This is a genomic window from Neobacillus sp. NPDC097160, assembly GCF_044762155.1.
Lineage (GTDB): Bacteria > Bacillota > Bacilli > Bacillales > Cytobacillaceae > Neobacillus.
Window position 1 is genome coordinate 172,645 of sequence record NZ_JBIWDU010000009.1, and the last position, 19,364, is coordinate 192,008.

Annotated in this window: 13 protein-coding genes and 1 pseudogene; 12 read left to right on the top strand and 2 right to left on the bottom strand. The window is 40.7% G+C overall.

Annotated features, from left to right (window positions below):
* Positions 1–337 precede the first annotated feature (337 nt).
* Complete coding sequence (locus ACIQXV_RS14770; RefSeq protein WP_402959971.1) at positions 338–2,719, top strand: M14 family zinc carboxypeptidase; 2,382 nt, start codon at positions 338–340, stop codon at positions 2,717–2,719.
* Between the two features lie 106 nt (positions 2,720–2,825).
* Here the strand turns inward: ACIQXV_RS14770 and ACIQXV_RS14775 are convergent, their stop codons facing one another.
* Together ACIQXV_RS14775 and ACIQXV_RS14780 are read right to left on the bottom strand one after the other, a co-directional pair.
* A complete protein-coding gene (locus ACIQXV_RS14775) occupies positions 2,826–5,231 on the bottom strand; it encodes a M14 family metallopeptidase (RefSeq protein ID WP_402959972.1) in 2,406 nt (801 codons plus the stop codon).
* A gap of 835 nt (positions 5,232–6,066) precedes the next feature.
* Positions 6,067–6,174: pseudogene (locus ACIQXV_RS14780) on the bottom strand (hypothetical protein); the annotation flags it as partial.
* Positions 6,175–6,298: 124 nt separating this feature from the next.
* Between ACIQXV_RS14780 and ACIQXV_RS14785 the strand changes: the two are divergent.
* From ACIQXV_RS14785 to ACIQXV_RS14835, 11 genes are all read left to right on the top strand, one after another.
* Positions 6,299–7,375: a DUF2157 domain-containing protein gene (locus ACIQXV_RS14785; protein ID WP_402959973.1), complete on the top strand. Its 1,077-nt coding sequence runs from the start codon at positions 6,299–6,301 to the stop codon at positions 7,373–7,375.
* A complete protein-coding gene (locus tag ACIQXV_RS14790) occupies positions 7,368–7,901 on the top strand; it encodes a GDYXXLXY domain-containing protein (RefSeq protein WP_402959974.1) in 534 nt (177 codons plus the stop codon). The genes ACIQXV_RS14785 and ACIQXV_RS14790 overlap by 8 nt, the downstream gene beginning before the upstream one ends.
* A 242-nt stretch (positions 7,902–8,143) precedes the next feature.
* Positions 8,144–8,737, top strand: a complete 594-nt coding sequence (locus tag ACIQXV_RS14795) for a biotin transporter BioY (protein WP_402959975.1) — start codon at positions 8,144–8,146, stop codon at positions 8,735–8,737.
* A 439-nt stretch (positions 8,738–9,176) separates the two neighbouring features.
* Complete coding sequence (locus ACIQXV_RS14800) at positions 9,177–9,656, top strand: hypothetical protein (protein WP_402959976.1); 480 nt, start codon at positions 9,177–9,179, stop codon at positions 9,654–9,656.
* Positions 9,657–10,181: 525 nt separating this feature from the next.
* Complete coding sequence (locus tag ACIQXV_RS14805; RefSeq protein ID WP_402959977.1) at positions 10,182–11,351, top strand: galactokinase; 1,170 nt, start codon at positions 10,182–10,184, stop codon at positions 11,349–11,351.
* 22 nt (positions 11,352–11,373) lie between these two features.
* Complete coding sequence (gene galT, locus ACIQXV_RS14810) at positions 11,374–12,867, top strand: UDP-glucose--hexose-1-phosphate uridylyltransferase (protein WP_402960043.1); 1,494 nt, start codon at positions 11,374–11,376, stop codon at positions 12,865–12,867.
* 41 nt (positions 12,868–12,908) lie between these two features.
* Positions 12,909–13,967 carry an aldose epimerase family protein gene (locus tag ACIQXV_RS14815; protein ID WP_402959978.1) on the top strand — a complete coding sequence of 353 codons (1,059 nt, stop codon included), beginning with the start codon at positions 12,909–12,911 and terminating at the stop codon, positions 13,965–13,967.
* Between the two features lie 3 nt (positions 13,968–13,970).
* Positions 13,971–14,960, top strand: a complete 990-nt coding sequence (locus tag ACIQXV_RS14820; protein ID WP_402959979.1) for a LacI family DNA-binding transcriptional regulator — start codon at positions 13,971–13,973, stop codon at positions 14,958–14,960.
* Between the two features lie 246 nt (positions 14,961–15,206).
* Positions 15,207–16,208: a sugar-binding protein gene (locus ACIQXV_RS14825; protein WP_402960044.1), complete on the top strand. Its 1,002-nt coding sequence runs from the start codon at positions 15,207–15,209 to the stop codon at positions 16,206–16,208.
* Positions 16,208–17,689 carry a sensor histidine kinase gene (locus ACIQXV_RS14830; RefSeq protein WP_402959980.1) on the top strand — a complete coding sequence of 494 codons (1,482 nt, stop codon included), beginning with the start codon at positions 16,208–16,210 and terminating at the stop codon, positions 17,687–17,689. The genes ACIQXV_RS14825 and ACIQXV_RS14830 overlap by 1 nt, the downstream gene beginning before the upstream one ends.
* Complete coding sequence (locus tag ACIQXV_RS14835) at positions 17,664–19,259, top strand: response regulator (RefSeq protein ID WP_402959981.1); 1,596 nt, start codon at positions 17,664–17,666, stop codon at positions 19,257–19,259. The genes ACIQXV_RS14830 and ACIQXV_RS14835 overlap by 26 nt, the downstream gene beginning before the upstream one ends.
* Positions 19,260–19,364: the final 105 nt, after the last annotated feature.

The following is a 19,364-nucleotide window of genomic DNA, read 5'->3' on the forward strand; positions in this document are numbered from 1 at the left end:
TTATTCCTATCTTATGGAAAGCGGTTTATTGTCGTGCAAACTCCGGGGCGTTATCCTTCTTGGAAATATGTATAAAAAATAGTGGGTAAACATGCAATTAAATATGATTTGTCCTCTGTTCGTGGACAAGTGTCTTTTTGTGGTGCCTGACACCATTTATTTTATTTGGAATGTAATAATAGGGGAATTTGTTCATAGAATTGTAGTGTATGTATTTTAATGGTTCCTTTTACCTGGTAATACTGGGAGAAAGGGAGGATGGTATTTTAATAGTTTTGCTATTAAAATAAATAAAAATACATTATTTTAAATAAAAATACATAATTGGAGGTTAATGATGATGCAGAAAAAGAAGATTGCAGGCCTTTTAGCTGTTAGTTTGCTAACCACTGTACCATGGACTGTTGGGTATGCAGAGGCGCCAAAATGGACAAACGTTAATGTAAATGAAGAACAGGATGGAAGTAAGTTTAATAGTGAAAACTATGACTTTGTGAAATTCTCGCAAATTGGCACAAAATTGAAAGCCATCGAGAAACAGTCTAACCGTATTAAAGTGGAAGTTCGCGGTACGTCAGCGGATGGACATCCTCTTTATGTCGTTACAATTGCCGACCCAACAACTCAAGGGAAGTTCGGGAAAATCCAGTCACTTAGAAAACAAATGTTTAAAAATCCTGGGAAAGCTCAAGATTGGATTACCAATAATCCAGATTTTAAAGTGCCCATTATGATCAACGGTTCGATTCATGGGACTGAATTTGCCGGCACTGATGCCATCCTGCAGTTAATTGAGCGTTTTGCAACTGAGAATGACCAAGAGACAAAGAACATTTTAGCCAATAACATTCTTATATTTAATGTGGTCCAAAACCCTGACGGACGCGTTGACGCAACCAGATTTAACGGTGAGGGGATTGACTTAAACCGTGATTTCATTACCCAATCCCAGCCGGAAACGAGAGAAACAGTTGAACTCATTAAAGAATGGAACCCAATGGTGTTCCTTGATACGCATGGATATGTAAAAAATTACGGGCCAAATCTACAGGGATTAATTGAACCATGTACGCCACCACATAATCCAAACTATGAGTACGATTTATATAACAAGTGGGCTTATCAACAGGCAGAAGCGATGGAAGCCCAGATTTTGAGCCAAAAGGATAAATTCTCATCGAACACTTTATATCAAAATATGAAAGGCGTTTATGTTCCACAGCGTGATGACGCAGCCGGATGGGATGATTATCCGCCAATCTTTACACCTATGTATGCGATGTACCATGGTGCATATGGACATACGTTAGAAACCCCAACAAATGATTGGGACGGCGTGCGCTGGATGTATAACGCCATTATCGGGGCGCTTAATTTTGCGACAGAGAACAAGCAAGCGATGATAACCGACCAAATTGAAATGTTTAAGCGTGGGATTAATTTTGATCATCCTTCCCACAAGGATGGGTTCTTCCCTAAAGCCTATATCCTTCCTGTCGATGAAAAAGACCCTACTGTAACGCAAAAAGCCGTCAATCATTTAATAAATAATGACATTGATGTGGTTCAAGCGCCGAAAGCATTTACAGTGGATGGACAATCATATCCTAAAGGAACATACATCGTTAAGATGGATCAGGCAAAGGCTGGATTAGCCAACACGATGCTTTGGGATGGAGAAGACATCTCGAACGATACACCTGCCATGTATGATATTTCAGCGTGGAGTTTACCTGAGCTTTGGGGCTTTAAAGCAGTAGCAACGCAAAGTTCAATCGATGTGACAACAACAAAGGTTAACAAGATAACCGGTCAAGGTGCGGTTACAGGTAAAGGTCCATACTTGATTGCGAACAGTTCCGTAAAAGCTGTTAATCTAGTAAATACATTGCTTCAACAAGGTGTAACTGTTAAACGTGATACAAAAGGTAATTTTTACACAGAAGCAGCGGCAAATCAAATCTCAGCTGCCGTAAAAGAATCTGGCTTGCAGATTGAATCGACAGCTAAAGTACCAGCGGATGCAATAGCCTTATCAAGCTTAAAGGTAGCCATTTTGAAGGACGGCGGCATGGGGAAAGTACAGTCTCACAGCGGAACAAAGCTTGCTCTGAAACGACTTGGTTTCCAAGTAACAGAAGTGACGCCGGTTGAAGTAGCGGAGAATGGTCTTACTGGATTTGATGCTTTTGTTTACAGTGGAACCGAAAGTCTTATTTCTACAAATCTATCAGCTTCCAATAAAGAATTTGGTTTCCAGAATGCTGGTCAGTTAGATAAATTCAAGGCGAATGTGTCAAAATTTGTGAGTGATGGCGGCAAATATGTAGCTGTTGGTGCCGGGGCATCTAGAGCAACGAAAACACTTGGTCTTACTGACGACACAATTAATGTGGGCGGATCTAATTATAACGGAATCGTGAAAGTGAAGTACGAAGGAACTGGTTTAACCGCGGGTTATGGCCAGGATGATCTAGGTTTCGTTTACCGTCCAGCATGGTTTACCGGAACTGGAAATGACAAAGTCGTTGCAACCCTAGCAAACTCTGATGACTTCTTTGTAGCTGGTCATTGGAAAAATAGCAGTGCTGCCAAGGGCCAAGCCGTTATCGTGAAAGAGCAGGATAAAGATGTGACCTTGATTGGTTTAGAAGCGGGCTTCCGTGACCATACGGATTACCTATTCCGACTATTATCTAACTCGATTTTTGAAAAATAAAAACGAAGAAAAGCCTAGTTCATGCAGTGTGATGGACTGGGCTTTTTTTACTAAATTTTATAAAAGAAAAGAGTTGGCTGCATAGAGCCAACTCTCCCGCTATTTGTTACTTGATCGTAAGCGTTACAGAATTATAGTTTTTCCCATTACCAAGTGGATTGTAGTTTTTTTCAATGTTTCCAGCAGCATCAACAGCGAACCAATTGATGGTGGTTGTTTTATCAACCTTCAATGTTTCTGCACCTTCACGGGTTCCGCTTAATTTGATGTGTGCGGATTCGAAAGTAGGACGACTGCCATCAAGTGTATAGTAGATGGTTGCTGCTTCGCTTGTTTCAAACTGAACGTCAACAGGTCCCGAGAATTTTCCGTTTCCAGGCACCGCTTTAGTGGAAGGCGGCTGGTGGTCTTTTGCATTATTGTATGCAACTTTAATCATACCAATTAGACCGTTTGCAAATTCCATCGCTTCTTCATGACCTTCTGCAAATGTCGGCTGGAATCCGACTGCTTCCCATCTTTGCTTCTCTTTATTCCATAAATCTGCTCCTACTTCGAAATCCCAGGCGTATATGCCTTTTGCATACCATAGGTAGTCAGCAGAATTCCCTGCAGCCGAGTAGAGAACATCCGGAACTGGGCCTGTACGGCTTGGAAGGATGACTGTGCCGCGGTGGTCCTGAATGTCGTTTAACATGATATCAGATACTGCCCAGTAAAATGCCTCTTCACCGGCGGTTGGGCGAGGAAGAGTCTTGCGGTTTGGATCATAGGCGCCTGGTGACCACATAAAGTAACCGCCGTAGCTGTGAATATTCATTGCAAATTTAATGTTTGAAAAATTGTCAGCTAGCCAGACTAGGTTTCTTGCCTCTGGTTCGGAGTTTTCCGCTGGTCCTGCGTATGTGCCGCTTCTACATTGCGTTGTAGAAGCACCAACATATCCATCAAATGCGGAGCCGACAGAATGGTTGCGGTTTAAGTCCACTCCCCAGGAGGTACGATAGGCAGGATCAGATTCGGCTGGCCCGCAATAATTGGTCATATTTTTCCGCTGCATATTGTAATCATAGAAGCTGTAATTGGCCCCGTCTGGATTGACAGTTGGCACAAGGAAAATATCCAGGTTATCAACTAGCTTTTTGGTTTCTCCGTCATGAGCGTAGTTCCGAAGCAGACGTTCCGCTGTTTCGATTGTGACGAGAGGTGTTACCCACTCACGGGCATGCTCTTGGGCATATCCGAGTACACCAGGCTTTGACCCATCACGGTGTTTACCAATCCGGATTGCCTTAACCGTAAAAGGATCACGCGAAACATTTGCCGGTGCGTTTAAACCGTCCGTTAATTTTGCGGTGACTGGGGAGACTATACCTGCACCGGTGTTGCCGCGATATGTAGCCGCGGATACGAGCTGTTTGGCATCAGAATTTAGGGCAGTGATGACTTGCTGTGCTGTACTTACCGTTTTGCCTGATGAATCAGTAGCTAAATCTACTAAAATCTTTTTCCTATCAGCCGTCACTTTAAGCGGTGCATTAATAGTTCCAGGATTCCGGAATTCAACCGATAGATCATTACCACCCTCATGGCCCCATGCTTTTGATGTCACTACAACAGCTGTATTTGTAGTATTGCCCAATTGAGCCTGGGCAAGGCGTCTGTACCCATTTGTTTTGTTCGGCATGTCGATAATTTCAACTAGATCAGGGAACTCTTTCGCAAGTTCTTTCGCCCGTTCATATAATTCGCCTGGAGCCATATAGTGATCGACGAAGTCCTTGACATAATGTTTTTTGGGATTTCCAGGCTTGTCCGCACCGAGCCACTGTGTAACCGTTCCGGTAGCTGTTCCGCCCAAATTGCTGGTAACCTTTACCGATGAAGGAATGGCGCTGATTGGGAGCTCTAACCAGTGGTACATATATTCACCGTAATCAACAAATCTGTTAAGTGTGGCTGACTTTTCTACTCCATTCTCTGTCCATGTAGCTGTAAGTGCCGTGCTAGCAGCTGTCCCTGCACTTGTTTTGGCTTCAATATAAAGGAATGTTTCGGATTGATTTGTATAATAGTTGGCGCGGAGAATTTTTACTGTATCCTCGCTGGCAGCTAGACTTGCTTCGATTTTTGTAGCAGCTTGCCGCTCAGTTGTTCTTGCATTCCATTGATTTTCGGTAATCAAGGTATCTTTCACTTTTATGCCGAAAGTCTTTAACATAGCAATCTCTGATGGTGTAACAACTGCATCTACTTCAAGAATTCCATTATGTTCTTGAGCTCTGTGCGTAAGATCAATGCCTAGTTCAAGCAGCTTGTCCTTTGCTTTTTGATTCGGTACTTCCAGTTGAACAATTGAGACCGATTCTTCCTTAGGAATCGGCTGGTCAGGCTGTTCGACCGCTGCAACCGGAATACTTAGGCCTGGATAAAATGTAGAGAATCCCAGTCCGGTTATGGCAGTCATCACCACTAAATTCCTTTTCCATTTCTGCTTTTTCTGTTTTGTCAAAAACTGCACCCCCAAATTCTTATCAACAAATTTTAATACAAACATATTGTAATTTGAATATTCGGAAAAATATGTCGTAAAATCTGAGATAGATTACTATTCTATCTACAAAAAATTTATTGGAAAAAATTCTAACTTTATTTTAGTAGAGGAATTTTGCAGGTTTATTTACCTATTTAAAAAGTACTGTGCCACTCGAAAAATCTAGTAATTTTAGGAGCACAAAATTACTAGATTTTATTCCATTATAATTTCCATAAACTTTACATTGATAATCGACTGTTTTTATTGTTTAATATTGCTGCTTTTTGTTTAATTTTGTAAAAGGAAAGTTGTAATATATTTCATGGGAATTGCGGCTCTATTGTTAAAAACCATTAAATGCCTATCAACCTTTGTGCCAGTCCAACATTTAATAAAGAAACAGGAATTATTATGAATAGGAATGATGGGGAATGGCAAAAAGGAACCGAGGAAAAACAATCAGCTACTTGCCTTCAAATGGCAGAGGGACATGCCCACTGTGTGAAAGAACAGGAGTAAAGCTTCTCTACCCGCACAAAACTGAAACAAACCAAACCATCAAAGTCTGCAAAAACTGCCGCCATAAATAAAAACCTCATAGTATAAAAAATCACATTCAGATGACTGTCCACACTAGGTGGACAGTGTCCTTTTATGGTGCCTGTCACCATTGATACCACTATCACCATGACAAACAAATAAACAAATAAACAACAAAAGGATTGGGCGATGAAGTATGCCCAATCCTTTCTGTGTGCTTTAACTGAATCTGATTATGACTTTTTTCTTGAAACTCTGACAACATTGAGGAGGTGAATTCCATAATCAAAATAGGAATTCCCGCTGGTAGTAAAGCAAATAAATAAGGTAAGAAAAATGCCTCTCCACCGTTTTCATAGGCAACGGCGGGAAACCTCCTGTATGGCGCCATTTCGATTATGGAGGACTTCTCCCATATATTATCGAATAAATAGTATTGTAGAGCATTTGTTTTGAAGTAACTCTATGAGTATCATATCAAACAAAAGTTGAGAGGGGTGGGAATGTTGGCAAAGCGAATTGTAAAGCAGAATGAGTTAAATTTCTTAAAGCGGGAACTTCGTTTTTTAGAAGAAACAGAGGTTCTTCCAGGAGGAAAGGCGAAAGAGATTGAGAAGCTGTACGAGGTCCAGAGGTTATCTTTTACAAAAACACTTTTGTATGTCGGCTCCATTTTGATTGGCGCGGGGGTACTCAGTTTTATTGCTAGCAATTGGGATGAAATCGGAAAAACAGTCAAATTCATTCTTATCATCGGACTGTTCATCGCTTGTAACCTAGCCGGATTTAAAATGGAAAAGAATTATCCGAAGACATCAAAGGGTCTTTATTATCTAGGTGCCATAGTGTTCGGGGCAGGGATTTTCCTTGTCGAGCAAATGTTCCATCTGGGACAAAGTTTTCAAGCAGCCTTTTTATGGTGGTCGCTCGGTATATTACCGTTAGCGTGGGTATTACGAGATAAATGGATACTCTTAGCTGCATCCCTATTTGCCCTTATTTATCTGGCAGATGAACAATACCTCCAAGGATTAAGTATCCCATTTTGGATATTGCTATGGATTGCGGCCATTTATATTCTTAATGAAAAAATTCGTTATTCAAAAGCGATCGGTTTTGTTACAGGCCTGCTGGCCCTTGCCTTTATCGGGACTGTGATTAGCTTTTTCATCAATCAGTATGAGAATTATGATGACCCTTATGTGTACGGTTTAGTCTATTTAGTATTAGGTATTGCCCTAGTTTTTTCAAAGGGGAAAATTAGAGACATCTACGTTGTATTGGGATACCTCGTTCATGGCTCGGCTGCCCTTCTGTTATCCTTCGAGGAGAATTGGCCAATTGATTGGATGTATATTCCTTTCTCGTTCCTGTACTTGCTCTTTGTTTTGTACTTAATCAAAAGAGGGAGTCTGCTCAGTATCATCATCCTCTGCGTAATGATCTTCCGTTTTTACTTGGATATATCTTTTGATTTCCTGCCAAAATCTTTTGTGTTTATTATTGGAGGATTCCTACTGCTTGGTTTTGGTTTTTATTTTGAAAAACAAAGAAAAAAAGGGGTGGGAGTACATGAATAAACGAGCGAGACAGTTAATATTGGGCTGTTTGGTGCCGGTTCTGATTCTTCTCGGCATGTGCTTTAAACCTGTTTATACGCTTTTAACGGGGGAAGTAATCAAACTCCAAACAAAGCCGGTCGACCCGACCGATTTATTTCGAGGGGATTATGTAGCCCTCCGATATGAGGCAGAAGATGTTCCGATCCAATTCGTGGAAGAGGCAGTAGTGAGTAAGCTGGGAAATAGTTGGGGTGAGATTGAGGTGTATGTTCTATTTGAGGAAAAAAACGGAGTCCACATCCCGTTGAAGGTCACCCTTCGGAAACCAGCTAAGGGTATTTTTCTAAAAGGAACATTAATCCTCTACGATAAGACCAACAGCGGAAAAGAATTTGTCCTCATCAAATACGGTTTAGAAAAATACTATGTCAAAGACAACACCGGAACAGAATGGGAAAAAGCCTCAGAAAAAGGCAAAATAGTAGCCAAAATAAAAGTAAACAACGGCTACGGCATCATAACCGGAATCGAAAGGGAAAAATAGGAATTTGGTGTCAGGCACCATTCGTGGACAGTGTCCTCCTCCGGAGGACACTCGTTTTTTGGGTTTTAGGCACCTGTCTCATAGGGTTTTCGTGGTTAATATTTGAATGAAAAGACCTACTGTGGTTTACTCTTAAATTTTCGTGTTCTATTGTTAACTAAAGATATTTTAGGTTGACAATAACCTATCCCAACATTTATTTTAGACTTATACGAATTAATTAATTTTAGGGTGGGAGAACGATGATGAAGCTAAGAGCACTTGATTTAACACTTGCCGGAATGTTCGTGGCATTGATGGCTATTGGTGCGAACATTGCTACGATTGCTCCGTTTTTGCATGTTGGCGGAGTTCCGATTACCTTGCAAACCTTTTTTGCTATTTTAGCAGGAGCCATTTTGGGCAGTCGGTTAGGATCGATTGCAATGACAGTTTATATGTTAGTGGGGTTTGTGGGTGTTCCTGTTTTTGCTGGTTTTATCGGAGGGCCCTCCATCATCTTCCGGCCTACCTTCGGCTTTGTCATTTCCTATATTTTCACTGCTTTTATCATTGGGAAAATTGTCGAGAAGAAAAAAAGTATGGCTGCCTTTATCATTGCATCCTTAATCGGAATGGCCGTAAACTACCTATTTGGGACAAACTGGATGTACTATGCCTATAAGTTCTGGGCAGCAGCACCGGAAGGATTTACATACAAAATGGCATGGCTATGGATGGTTGCACCGCTGCCAAAGGATATAATCCTAGCCGTCTTCGCAGGAATCATGGCCCATCGCCTCGAAAAAACAGTTCTCTCAAAAGGACATTTCAAACATTTAAAACGTGCTTCATAACTTAATGGTGACAGGCACCATAAAAAGACACTGTCCATGTGCGGTGGACACGGCACGACACGTCGTTTGGTCCTGACAACCAATATAAAAAAGCGTCAGGTAGGATAACGGGTTCAGTTATCTATCGCAAACATTAAAAATGTATAGGAAAATGACTATCAAAATGTGCTAATTTGATAGTCATTTTTTTGCTTATAGTGATACAAAGCCTTTTACCGAGTATAAAGGAAATATGGCTGTTGGGTATTTATGTTAAAATTAATTTAAAAATTATGAAGAATCGTATTTAAACTAACGGTTAGTTTAGGTAAGGAAAAATTCATAATAATTTCATTTTTTTGCATAAGTTTTGGCTGCTGATAAATGGTAAAATGAGGAATAATGGGTAAGGAAAATTTATTTTGAAGGTTAGGGTTGAATCTTATCGGGAGGAAATTATATGTTAGGTCATTTAGGATTTTCATATGTGGGTCTGATATATTTATTGATGTTATGGATTCCAAACACCATTTGGAGTAAGAATAAGCCAATTGACTATAACTCTTCCCAAGAAAACAAAATATTATTATTGTTTGAGCGTGTTGGACAAGTATGCTGTACTTGCAGCATACTGATCTTTAGCGATTTTAACATTGTGCCATTTTCAGCATGGAGCTGGTGGCTAATAACATCATTTTTTTTGATGATTCTATATGAGATTAGTTGGATTAGATATTTTATTAACGAGCATACGGAAGAAAATTTTTATCGAAGTTTTTGTGGAATTCCCGTACCTGGTGCAAGTCTGCCTGTCTTGGCTTTTTTGCTATTGGGTATTTATGGTAAAGTTATTTGGCTGATTGCATCTGCTATCATAATTGGCATTGGGCATATTGGCATACACCTTCAGCATTTAAAAGCAATAAAACAAGTTATATAATTTCCCGAACCTTCTTGTTGAATCGATCGGAAATGTAGTTAATTTACAATTCTTTTTCCCTCAATAGAATAATATCTTTAGGCCAACTAACCATACCTCCGAATGAGCGCAGTATCCCAATGATCCGAGTTCTCCCGACAAATACGTATGCGCCCTTCAACGCCCGGATTAGCAAACCGAATAAGGAGCATTATTAAAGGGTGTCAGGCACAACTTGTGAACAGTTGTCCCATTATTTTGAGGGTCAAAGCGTCTTGTATCTAAGAATCCCAAAGGATCTAGAACTGATCGACAAAACCGATATAAGATTGAATTTTATTGAGTAATGATGTCTGCTGTAAAGGATGTAGAAGTTTCCTACAGAGGACAAGGAGAGGACGGAAAAATATATCCGTCCTTTTTTGTGTTTTTTTAGTAATAATTTTAGTAAAATATTTGCACTGTTTTACTAATCGGAGTAAAATGAGATTATAAACAGTTTTTAGAATAGATTGTTAGATGCCTAGATGGGTGGAGGATAAGATAATGAACATGTCTACATTACAAACAGCATTCCAAGACTTATTTCACGCTTTACCTGAAAAAGCCTTTTTTGCTCCAGGCCGGATTAATTTAATCGGTGAACATACGGATTATAATGGCGGTCATGTGTTTCCGTGTGCGATTACATATGGGACATATGCGGTTGCAAGGAAGCGCGAGGATCAGCTAGTGCGCTTGTACTCTATAAACTTCCCTGATAAAGGGATTATTGAATTTAATTTAAATCAGCTAGATTACGAGAAACAACACAATTGGGCTAACTATCCAAAAGGGATGATTCATTACATTATTGATGCAGGCAATGAAGTTCCAACTGGATTTGAGTGCGTTATCCAAGGGAATATTCCAAACGGGGCAGGCCTTTCTTCCTCTGCTTCGATTGAATTGTTGACTGGAGTTCTTTTGAATGGATTGTTTGAATTAGCGATTCCCCGAATTGATCTCATTAAACTTGGTAAAAAGGTTGAGAATGAATTTATCGGTGTTAACAGCGGCATCATGGACCAGTTTGCAATTGGAATGGGGAAGAAAGATGCAGGGATCTTACTAGACTGCCAGACTCTTAAATATGAATACGCACCAATAAAGCTGGAAAATCACAAAATTATCATTATGAATACGAACAAACGCCGAGAACTGGCAGATTCAAAATACAATGAGCGTAGAAGTGAATGTGAGGAGGCACTGTCGCAGCTTCAGCAGAAACTTCCAATCGAAGCGCTCGGTCAGCTTTCTGAAGTAGAGTTTGATGAAAATCAACACATAATTACCAGTGAAACCGTTCGCAAGCGGGCGAAGCATGCGGTCTATGAAAATGTAAGAACCATGAAGGCGTTAGGGGAACTCAAAGCTGGAAATTTAGAGGCGTTCGGCCAATTGATGAATCAATCGCATATTTCCCTGCGAGATGATTATGAAGTGACCGGGATGGAGCTTGATCGTTTAGTAGAGGCAGCTTGGAGGCAGCCGGGAGTGATTGGTGCCCGAATGACTGGAGCAGGTTTTGGGGGCTGTGCCATCGCGATTGTTGAAAATGAAGCCGTTGAAAATTTTATTGCCGATGTGGGTACTGCTTATCTTGACGAGATTGGGTACGAAGCTGATTTTTACGTTGCCAGCATTGGGGACGGGGCAAAGGAAATTGAATTATAGTCGTTTGGGGATGGTGAAAAAAATGGTGATTGATAATTTAGTTCAACAATTAATCGATCAAGCTCTAGCTGCACAATTAATAGAGCGGGAAGATGAGGTATATGTACGTAATCAAGTTCTGGCGCTGCTACAGTTAGCGGCGTTTAAGGAAAACGATGCGTCCGAAAACACGACACTAGATATCCCTGATTTGCTTGAACAGATCGTTGATTATGCTTGTGAGCAGGGAATTATTGAAGACCTATTTGATGAGAAAGAAATGTTTTCGAGCAAAATCATCAATTGTTTTATTGCCAGACCTTCAAGTGTAAATCAGTCTTTTTATGAAAAATATAGACAGGACCCAGAAACAGCTACCAACTATTTTTATAATTTAAGTAAAAATAGTAACTACATCCAGATGAAGCGAATCCGTCAAAATATCGAGTACAAGACTGCTACGGAATACGGTGATTTAGACATTACGATTAATTTATCGAAGCCGGAAAAAGATCCGAAGAGTATCGAACTTGAGCGTGCAGCCCAAAAAACAGACTATCCGAAATGTCTGCTATGTGTTGAAAATGAGGGGTATGCGGGAAGAATCGGCCATCCGGCTCGCTCGAATCACCGAATGATTCGGGTGAATTTGTTAGAGGAGAAGTGGTATTTACAATATTCTCCCTATGTGTATTATAACGAGCATTGTATTGTGTTATCGGAAACACATACGGATATGAAAATCAGCACTAAGACATTCGAAAGGCTCTTATCTTTCGTGGAGCAATTCCCGCATTATTTTCTTGGATCCAATGCCGACATCCCAATCGTGGGCGGATCGATTTTATCACATGAGCATTACCAAGGTGGAAATTACCAATTTGCGATGGCGAATGCCGAGCAAGATTGGACGTTTAAAATGGCGGGATTATCGAATGTGGAATGTTCAGTTGTCAAATGGCCGATGTCGGTGATTCGTCTGCGCTCAGAAGAAATTAGCTCACTTGTGGAAGCCGGAGCACATATTTTAGCCAAATGGAAAAATTACAGTGATGAAACAGTCGGCATTTTGGCGAACACCGGTGAAATACCGCACAACACGATTACACCAATTGCCCGTAAACATAGCGGTCTTTTCGAATTAGACTTGGTTCTTCGCAACAACAGGACCAGCGACGAGCATCCACTTGGCATCTTCCACCCACATGCTGATGTACATCATATCAAGAAGGAAAACATCGGTTTGATTGAAGTAATGGGACTTGCTGTTTTACCGGCACGCCTTAAGACGGAACTTGAAGAAGTGGAGAATTTCATTCTTGGCAGGAAAGAAGCCCTGGTTGCTGATTATCATTTAAACTGGGCTATCGAGTTACGTGAACGATATCAAGCTGTCGCGGAAGAATCTAATGTGGAATCTATTGTACGCGAAGAAGTTGGCAAGAAGTTTTTGAGAGTGTTAGAGGATGCTGGTGTATTTAAACGGAACGAAGCAGGGACGGCAGGGTTCAAGCGTTTTATTCAAACATTATCATAAAGTCGGACTTACCAAGCCCCAAAAATATGGAGTGAGAGTTAATGAAAATATTAGATCGATTAGTTGGCCGTCATGATGGTGCGTCCGTTATTGAGTATTCCCTCGTAAACGATTCAGGAATGACGGTTTCTTTTCTTAATTATGGTTGTGTCATTACGAAAATCATCGTCCCTGACCGCCATGGAAACTTTGAAAATGTTGTCCTTGGATTTGAAAAGTTTGAGGACTATCTGGAATTATCTCCGTACTTCGGTGCAGTAGTAGGCCGTGTGGCGGGAAGAATCAAAGATGCCAGGTTTGAACTGGACGGCAAAGAATACCTGCTCGCGGACAATGAGCACCCCAACCACTTGCATGGCGGAGGAAAAGGCTTCAGTTCAGTGGTTTGGGGAGCAGAACTACTAGAGGAGGAAAACGCTGTTGGCGTGAAGTTTATGTACCATAGCCCAAATGGTGATGAGGGCTACCCAGGTAATTTAGATACGAACGTTACCTATCTTTTAAACAATAAAAATGAATTGAATATTATTTATGAAGGAAAAACAGATCAAACAACAGTGGTGAATTTAACCAATCATTCCTACTTTAATCTGAGCGGCAATTTAAAAAGGGATTGTTCTGAGCATATACTAAAGCTAGATAGCGACCGCTTTTTAGAGCTGGGTCCTGATCTTATTCCTACTGGTCAAGTGTTGAATACAAGGAATACCCCATTTGATTTTCAGCATGGCCACAGGTTATTGGCAGGGATGAATTCGACACATCCGCAAAATGTGCTTGTGGGAAACGGGTATGATCATCCGCTTATTTTTACTAAAGAAGGCGAAAATCAGGTTATGTTAAGTGATGAAGAAAGCGGCCGCACGCTATTAGTAACGACCGACCAGCCGTGTGTAGTTGTTTATACATCGAATCAATTAGAGGCTCCATTTTCGATTTCGGGTGTACGGGCTAGAAACTATTTGGGTGTTTGCCTTGAAACACAAGGGTTTCCTGATGCTATTCATCATCCGGAGTTTCCGACTGTTATTTTAAAGCCGGAGGAAGTATACTATTCCACAACGACGTATCGTTTTTTTGCTAACACATTAGGAGACTGATTTATGGCTACAATTAAAGATATTGCACAATTAGCGGGTGTTTCGATTGCGACTGTATCCCGTGTGTTAAATTATGACACGACGCTTTCTGTCGGCGATGAAACAAAGAAGAGAATATTTGAGGCTGCAGAGGAGCTTTCTTATAAGAAGAAGCCAGTGCGAAAACAGGAGTCAGGAAAAATTGCCCTCTTGCAGTGGTATACCGAAAAAGAAGAACTTGAGGACTTATACTACATGTCGATCCGGCTTGGAGTAGAAAACCGCTGCCGTCACCACGGTATCCACATGGCAAAATATTTTCAAGACAACTATGATGAACTAAAGGATGATGAGATTCAAGGACTCATTGCAATCGGAAAGTTCAGCAGTAAGCAAGTGAAGGAGCTCCATTCGATTACCAAAAATATTGTCTTTGTTGACTCCTCTCCGGACGAAGAGCGGTTTGATTCGATTGTGATTGATTTTGTAAAAGCAACCGAGAAGGTGCTGCAGCATTTCGTTGAAAAGGGCCATAGTGACATTGGATATATCGGCGGAAGAGAGGGCTTTAAAGATAAAACCTCGATAATTGAAGACCAAAGGGAACTGGTCTTCAAGCGCTACTTAAAAGAAAACGGGCTATTAAACGAAGCCTTTATGTACAGCGGCACCTTTTCCGCGGATGATGGCCATTCCTTGATGAAAAAGGCGATACAGGAGCATGGAGACAACTTGCCAACCGCCTTTTTTGTCGGGAATGATTCGCTTGCAGTCGGTGCGCTTAGGGCTTTATTGGAGGAAGGCATCGCAGTTCCGGAGAGGGTTAACATTATCGGGGTAAATGATATCAGCATCTCTAAATACGTTTTCCCTTCCTTAAGCACGATTAAGGTGTATACCGAACTCATGGGTGAAACGGCCGTTGACACCCTTTTGGAACGAATCGAAGGCAGAAAAACCGCCAAAAAAATCTTCATCGCCACCAAACTCATCCTAAGAAATAGCAGTTTCTAATCTGGTATAACAGTTTCTAACCCCAACCCACCAAATTTATCCTGGTGGGTTTTTTGCTGGCGTGTGTCCACCTGATATGGACAGTGTCCTTTTACGGTGCCTGTCACCATTTACACTAATTACACTAATCACACCATTTACACTAAAATGACATTGTCGAATTTTGGGATGTTACGTATAATGTTTTTATCTAGACTGGTAGCGGTTACATGTACCGACTGGCAGCAGGTGGATTGGGGTGTTTGTTTGAGTAAATTGTCGATCACGGCCTATATATTTGGGATCTTATTTTTTCTTGTGAGCGTCTCATTCGCAATATTTTATGGCTATCAGGTGGTTACCCATCACTTGCCTATAGAGGAAAAAAAGGCGGCAGCGTATCACTATCATTTTGTTCTTGTCCCGGAGGAGCTGGATAATGAATATTGGCGCCTTGTGGAGAAAGGGGCAAAGGCGGCAGCTAAAGAGTATGGTGTCATGCTGGAATATGTAGGGCCCAAACAAGCCAATATTGAGGACCATTTAAAAACCATTGAGATGTCGGCGGCCTCTAAAGTGGATGGAATTATGACACAGGGGTTAAGTGACGAACAATTTACCCCGTTAATTAACCGCGTGGTAGAGAAGGGAATCCCGGTCATCACCGTCGATACTGATGCTTCTAATAGTAAACGAATGGCTTATATCGGAACGGACAATTATTATTCGGGTTATTTAGCCGGCAAGGCATTGATTGCCGATACAAAAGGGCAGGCAAATGTAGCCATTATTACGGGAAGTTTTTATAAGAACCATCAAATTAAGCGAGTTCAGGGCTTTCAGGATGCGGTTAAGACGGAAAAAGGAATTCATATCATTGATATACAGGAATCAGAGATTAGTAGAGTTCAAGCGGCGGAAAAGGCTTTTCAAATAGTGCAGGAACACCCTGAGGTCAATGCCTTTTATGGGACAAGTGCCCTAGATGCAATAGGAATAGCCCAAGTGGTCGAGAAATATAAAAAACAAAATCAATATTACATTATTGGATTCGATACACTGCCAGAGACACTGAAATATATTCGGAAAAGAACCATCAATGCCACCGTTGTTCAGGAGCCATATGAAATGGGCTACGAAGCAGTGAAAATGATGATTGATTTAATTAATGGGAAAAAAGTGCCTTCCGTTATCCATACAAATACTCGGATTTTGAAGGTAGAAGATTTACCACCGAGTTATCCGGACAAATTGGAGGGGGATCATTAATGTTATTTCGAATCAGATCGAAGCTGCTTCTTTATTTCATCGTCCTTGTTGTCTTGTTAACAACGGTAGGATTTATTTTTTATAATAGCAGTGAAAAACTAGTGACGGAATACGATGGTAGCTTTGAACGATTTCTTTTGCTTAATGATATCTCGCAAAGAACCAATTTGCTGACGGAAAAGCTGCATGCCTATATTTTAGATAAGGATGAGTCATACTTAAAGGACTATCGAAGGGAAAAAATCAAGCTGATTAAAGATCAGAAGAAACTTTATGAAGTGATGAATACCAATGATATTACTCTCACTAATTATAAAAATATGATTGACAGCTTTTTAGATGAAGGGGACGCGACAGTTGGCGCGTTCCAAAAAGACGATATTAATCAATATTCAAGTCATTTTAATGAAGTTTTAAAAATTAACTCCTTTCTTCAAGAAAGTACACTGGCCTTGTTAAATAATAAGTTGACAGACTATCAAAAATTCTATGATCAAATGGAACAGCAAAACCATTATTATAAACTCATGTCCATCTCTCTTTTTGCGGCTGCGTTTTTCCTCAGTACGTTGTTAGCGTTATGGATTTCCGGCGGGATTACCAAGCCAATTAGTCTTTTATCACAAGCAGCCAAGCAGATTTCAAAAGGGAACTTAGCCGGAGAGGATATCAAAATAACGACAAAAGATGAGCTGAAGCCATTAACGGAAACATTTAATCAAATGCGCACGAACCTAAGACGGCTTGTAACAGAAATCAAACAAAAGGGAGAACTAGATAAGCTGTTAAAAGAATTAGAGTTAAAAAGTCTGCAAAATCAAATCAATCCTCATTTTCTATTCAATACCTTAAATACGGTTTCAAAAATGGCCTACTTGGAAGAGGCGGAACAGACGTCAAGATTAATAGAAGCCGTTGCGGCATTGCTGCGATATAACCTGAGCGATTTAGATAAAGCATCAACCCTCAGAGATGAAGTCCGGATTGTAAAGGAGTATTTTTTTATCCAAAAAACGAGATTTGGGGAACGGATTCAATTTATTTCAGATATACAGGATGATTGTTTAGATATTGAAATTCCGAGTTTAATTTTGCAGCCACTGATTGAGAACGCCTTCATTCATGGGGTGGAAGAATATGAAGAAAATGCTGAAATCCATCTGAATATTTACCGCCGGCAGGACCGAATCCATGTAGAAGTCATCGATAATGGTGAAGGTATGGACGAAATCACGAAGAAGAGATTGCTAAATTATGCGGAAGGAACAGGAGCGGAAGAGATATTTGAACCCGAAAAGTCAAAGGGTCACTCAAACAGTATCGGGGTGAAAAATGTGATGAGAAGGCTCCAGCTTTTTTACCAAAGAAACGATATTGTTGAAATTGAATCGGAATTAAAAAAGGGGACAAATTTTAGACTGATAATACCTGTCGCGGCCAAAGGGGGAAGCGCACTTGTTGAAGATCCTAATTGTGGATGATGAGGTCCTTGAACGAAAAGCATTAACGAAAATGATTAATAGCTCATTAGAAGATGTAATGGTGATTGGAGAAGCACCTAATGGCAGGAAAGCGATCGAAATGGCTTTGGAACATTGTCCGGATATTATTTTTATGGATATAAAAATGCCGGGTATTGATGGCGTCGAAGCTGTAAAAGAAATCAAGAAACGTAATTCCCACATCCGGTTTATTATGGTCTCTGCTTTTAACACGTTTGAATACGCGAAAGAAGTTATGCAGCAGGGCGTTAAGGAGTATATTTTAAAGCCCAGCAGTAAACAGGATATTCTTGCAGCGGTAGAGCGTGTTTCCCGTGAGATTTATGAAGAATATAAGCAACGGGAAGAAAACCAAAACTTGAGAGAAAATTTAGAACGGGCTGTTTCCATTGCGCAAAAGGAATGGGTTACGTCACTGTTGATGAATCAAGTTCAAGATATGACATTTGATGAATGGGGGCAGTTGTTAGGGGTCGAAATTACTTCAGGACATATTATGCTTTTTTTCCTTCAGCCAACGGACGAATCCGAACTCTCAGCGGTTGAAAAACAGGCATGGTATAGGTGGCTTAAGGATAGCCTAAAATCAGTTGTGAAAAAGCATGAAATCATGATAGGGCCCATCACGGACACACAAGTGCCAGTTTTATTTTTGTATAAAAAGGCGGCAGAAAAATTCCATTTTCGGATGAACGCGCAATCCTTCATTGAAAATCTGATTACTCTTTTCAAAAAGGAGCGATTCTCCGGTAAATTAAGGATTGGCGTAGGTCTCCCTTACAACCATGCAAATGAGCTCAACAAATCCTATCATGAAGCTGTTTTAGCGCTTGAACAGCTGATAAAAACTCCGAATCGAAGGTATTTATTTTGCGAAAAACAGGGGTCACTCACCGACGAAATCCCATCTGTATCAGGTGTGTTTGAGCTAGAGAAAAAACTGTTAGATGCTGTCCGGCAGGGAGATGTAAATCAAGTTCTGTACATATTTGATACGTTTGTGACGAAGCTTGCGTCCAATCAAAGTGTAACAGCACCTATCGTCAAACAATCATTTGCTGAATTGTTTATTCTTATTTCCCGAATGCTCCACGATTTAGGTATACATTATGACGGAACGCCGGCAATTCATGAGTCTGAAGATATCGCAGTGATCATGGAGAAGGGAAAATCCCATCTCATGTCAGTCGTCCAGCAGGTTCAAATATGGCGGAACAATCATGCAAAGGGAATGCTGCATAAGGCAAAGGAGTATATTGAAAACCAGTATGCCGACTCGATCACACTCGAGTCTGCAGCCGAATATGTCGAACTCAGTCCCTATTATTTTAGTAAATTATTTAAAGACCGCTTCGGCATGACGTTCATTGATTACTTGACGGAAATCAGAATTAAGCATGCCAAGGCTGAAATGGAGGACCAAGGAAAAAGTTTAAAGGAAATTTGCTATTCGGTCGGCTACAAGGACCCGAACTATTTTAGCAGAGTGTTTAAAAAGCAGACAGGATTATCCCCAACAGAATTTCGCAAGTCTGCAGTTAGTCAATAGAGACCAATTCGCTCAGGGCGTTTTGGTCTTATTTTATAAGATAAGAAAGTATAAATTTCGACTTTGAGAATTGTCCAGCTTCAGCGCCTAGGGGCTCGGGGTCAT

What these genes read in the sequence shown, in the direction of transcription:
- ACIQXV_RS14795 (WP_402959975.1), top strand. Translation starts at nt 8,144, where the DNA reads ATGATGAAGCTAAGAGCACTTGATTTAACACTTGCCGGAATGTTCGTG.
- ACIQXV_RS14805 (WP_402959977.1), top strand. Translation starts at nt 10,182, where the DNA reads ATGAACATGTCTACATTACAAACAGCATTCCAAGACTTATTTCACGCT.
- ACIQXV_RS14770 (WP_402959971.1), top strand. Translation starts at nt 338, where the DNA reads ATGATGCAGAAAAAGAAGATTGCAGGCCTTTTAGCTGTTAGTTTGCTA.
- ACIQXV_RS14790 (WP_402959974.1), top strand. Translation starts at nt 7,368, where the DNA reads ATGAATAAACGAGCGAGACAGTTAATATTGGGCTGTTTGGTGCCGGTT.
- ACIQXV_RS14785 (WP_402959973.1), top strand. Translation starts at nt 6,299, where the DNA reads ATGTTGGCAAAGCGAATTGTAAAGCAGAATGAGTTAAATTTCTTAAAG.
- ACIQXV_RS14820 (WP_402959979.1), top strand. Translation starts at nt 13,971, where the DNA reads ATGGCTACAATTAAAGATATTGCACAATTAGCGGGTGTTTCGATTGCG.
- galT (WP_402960043.1), top strand. Translation starts at nt 11,374, where the DNA reads ATGGTGATTGATAATTTAGTTCAACAATTAATCGATCAAGCTCTAGCT.
- ACIQXV_RS14800 (WP_402959976.1), top strand. Translation starts at nt 9,177, where the DNA reads ATGTTAGGTCATTTAGGATTTTCATATGTGGGTCTGATATATTTATTG.
- ACIQXV_RS14815 (WP_402959978.1), top strand. Translation starts at nt 12,909, where the DNA reads ATGAAAATATTAGATCGATTAGTTGGCCGTCATGATGGTGCGTCCGTT.
- ACIQXV_RS14830 (WP_402959980.1), top strand. Translation starts at nt 16,208, where the DNA reads ATGTTATTTCGAATCAGATCGAAGCTGCTTCTTTATTTCATCGTCCTT.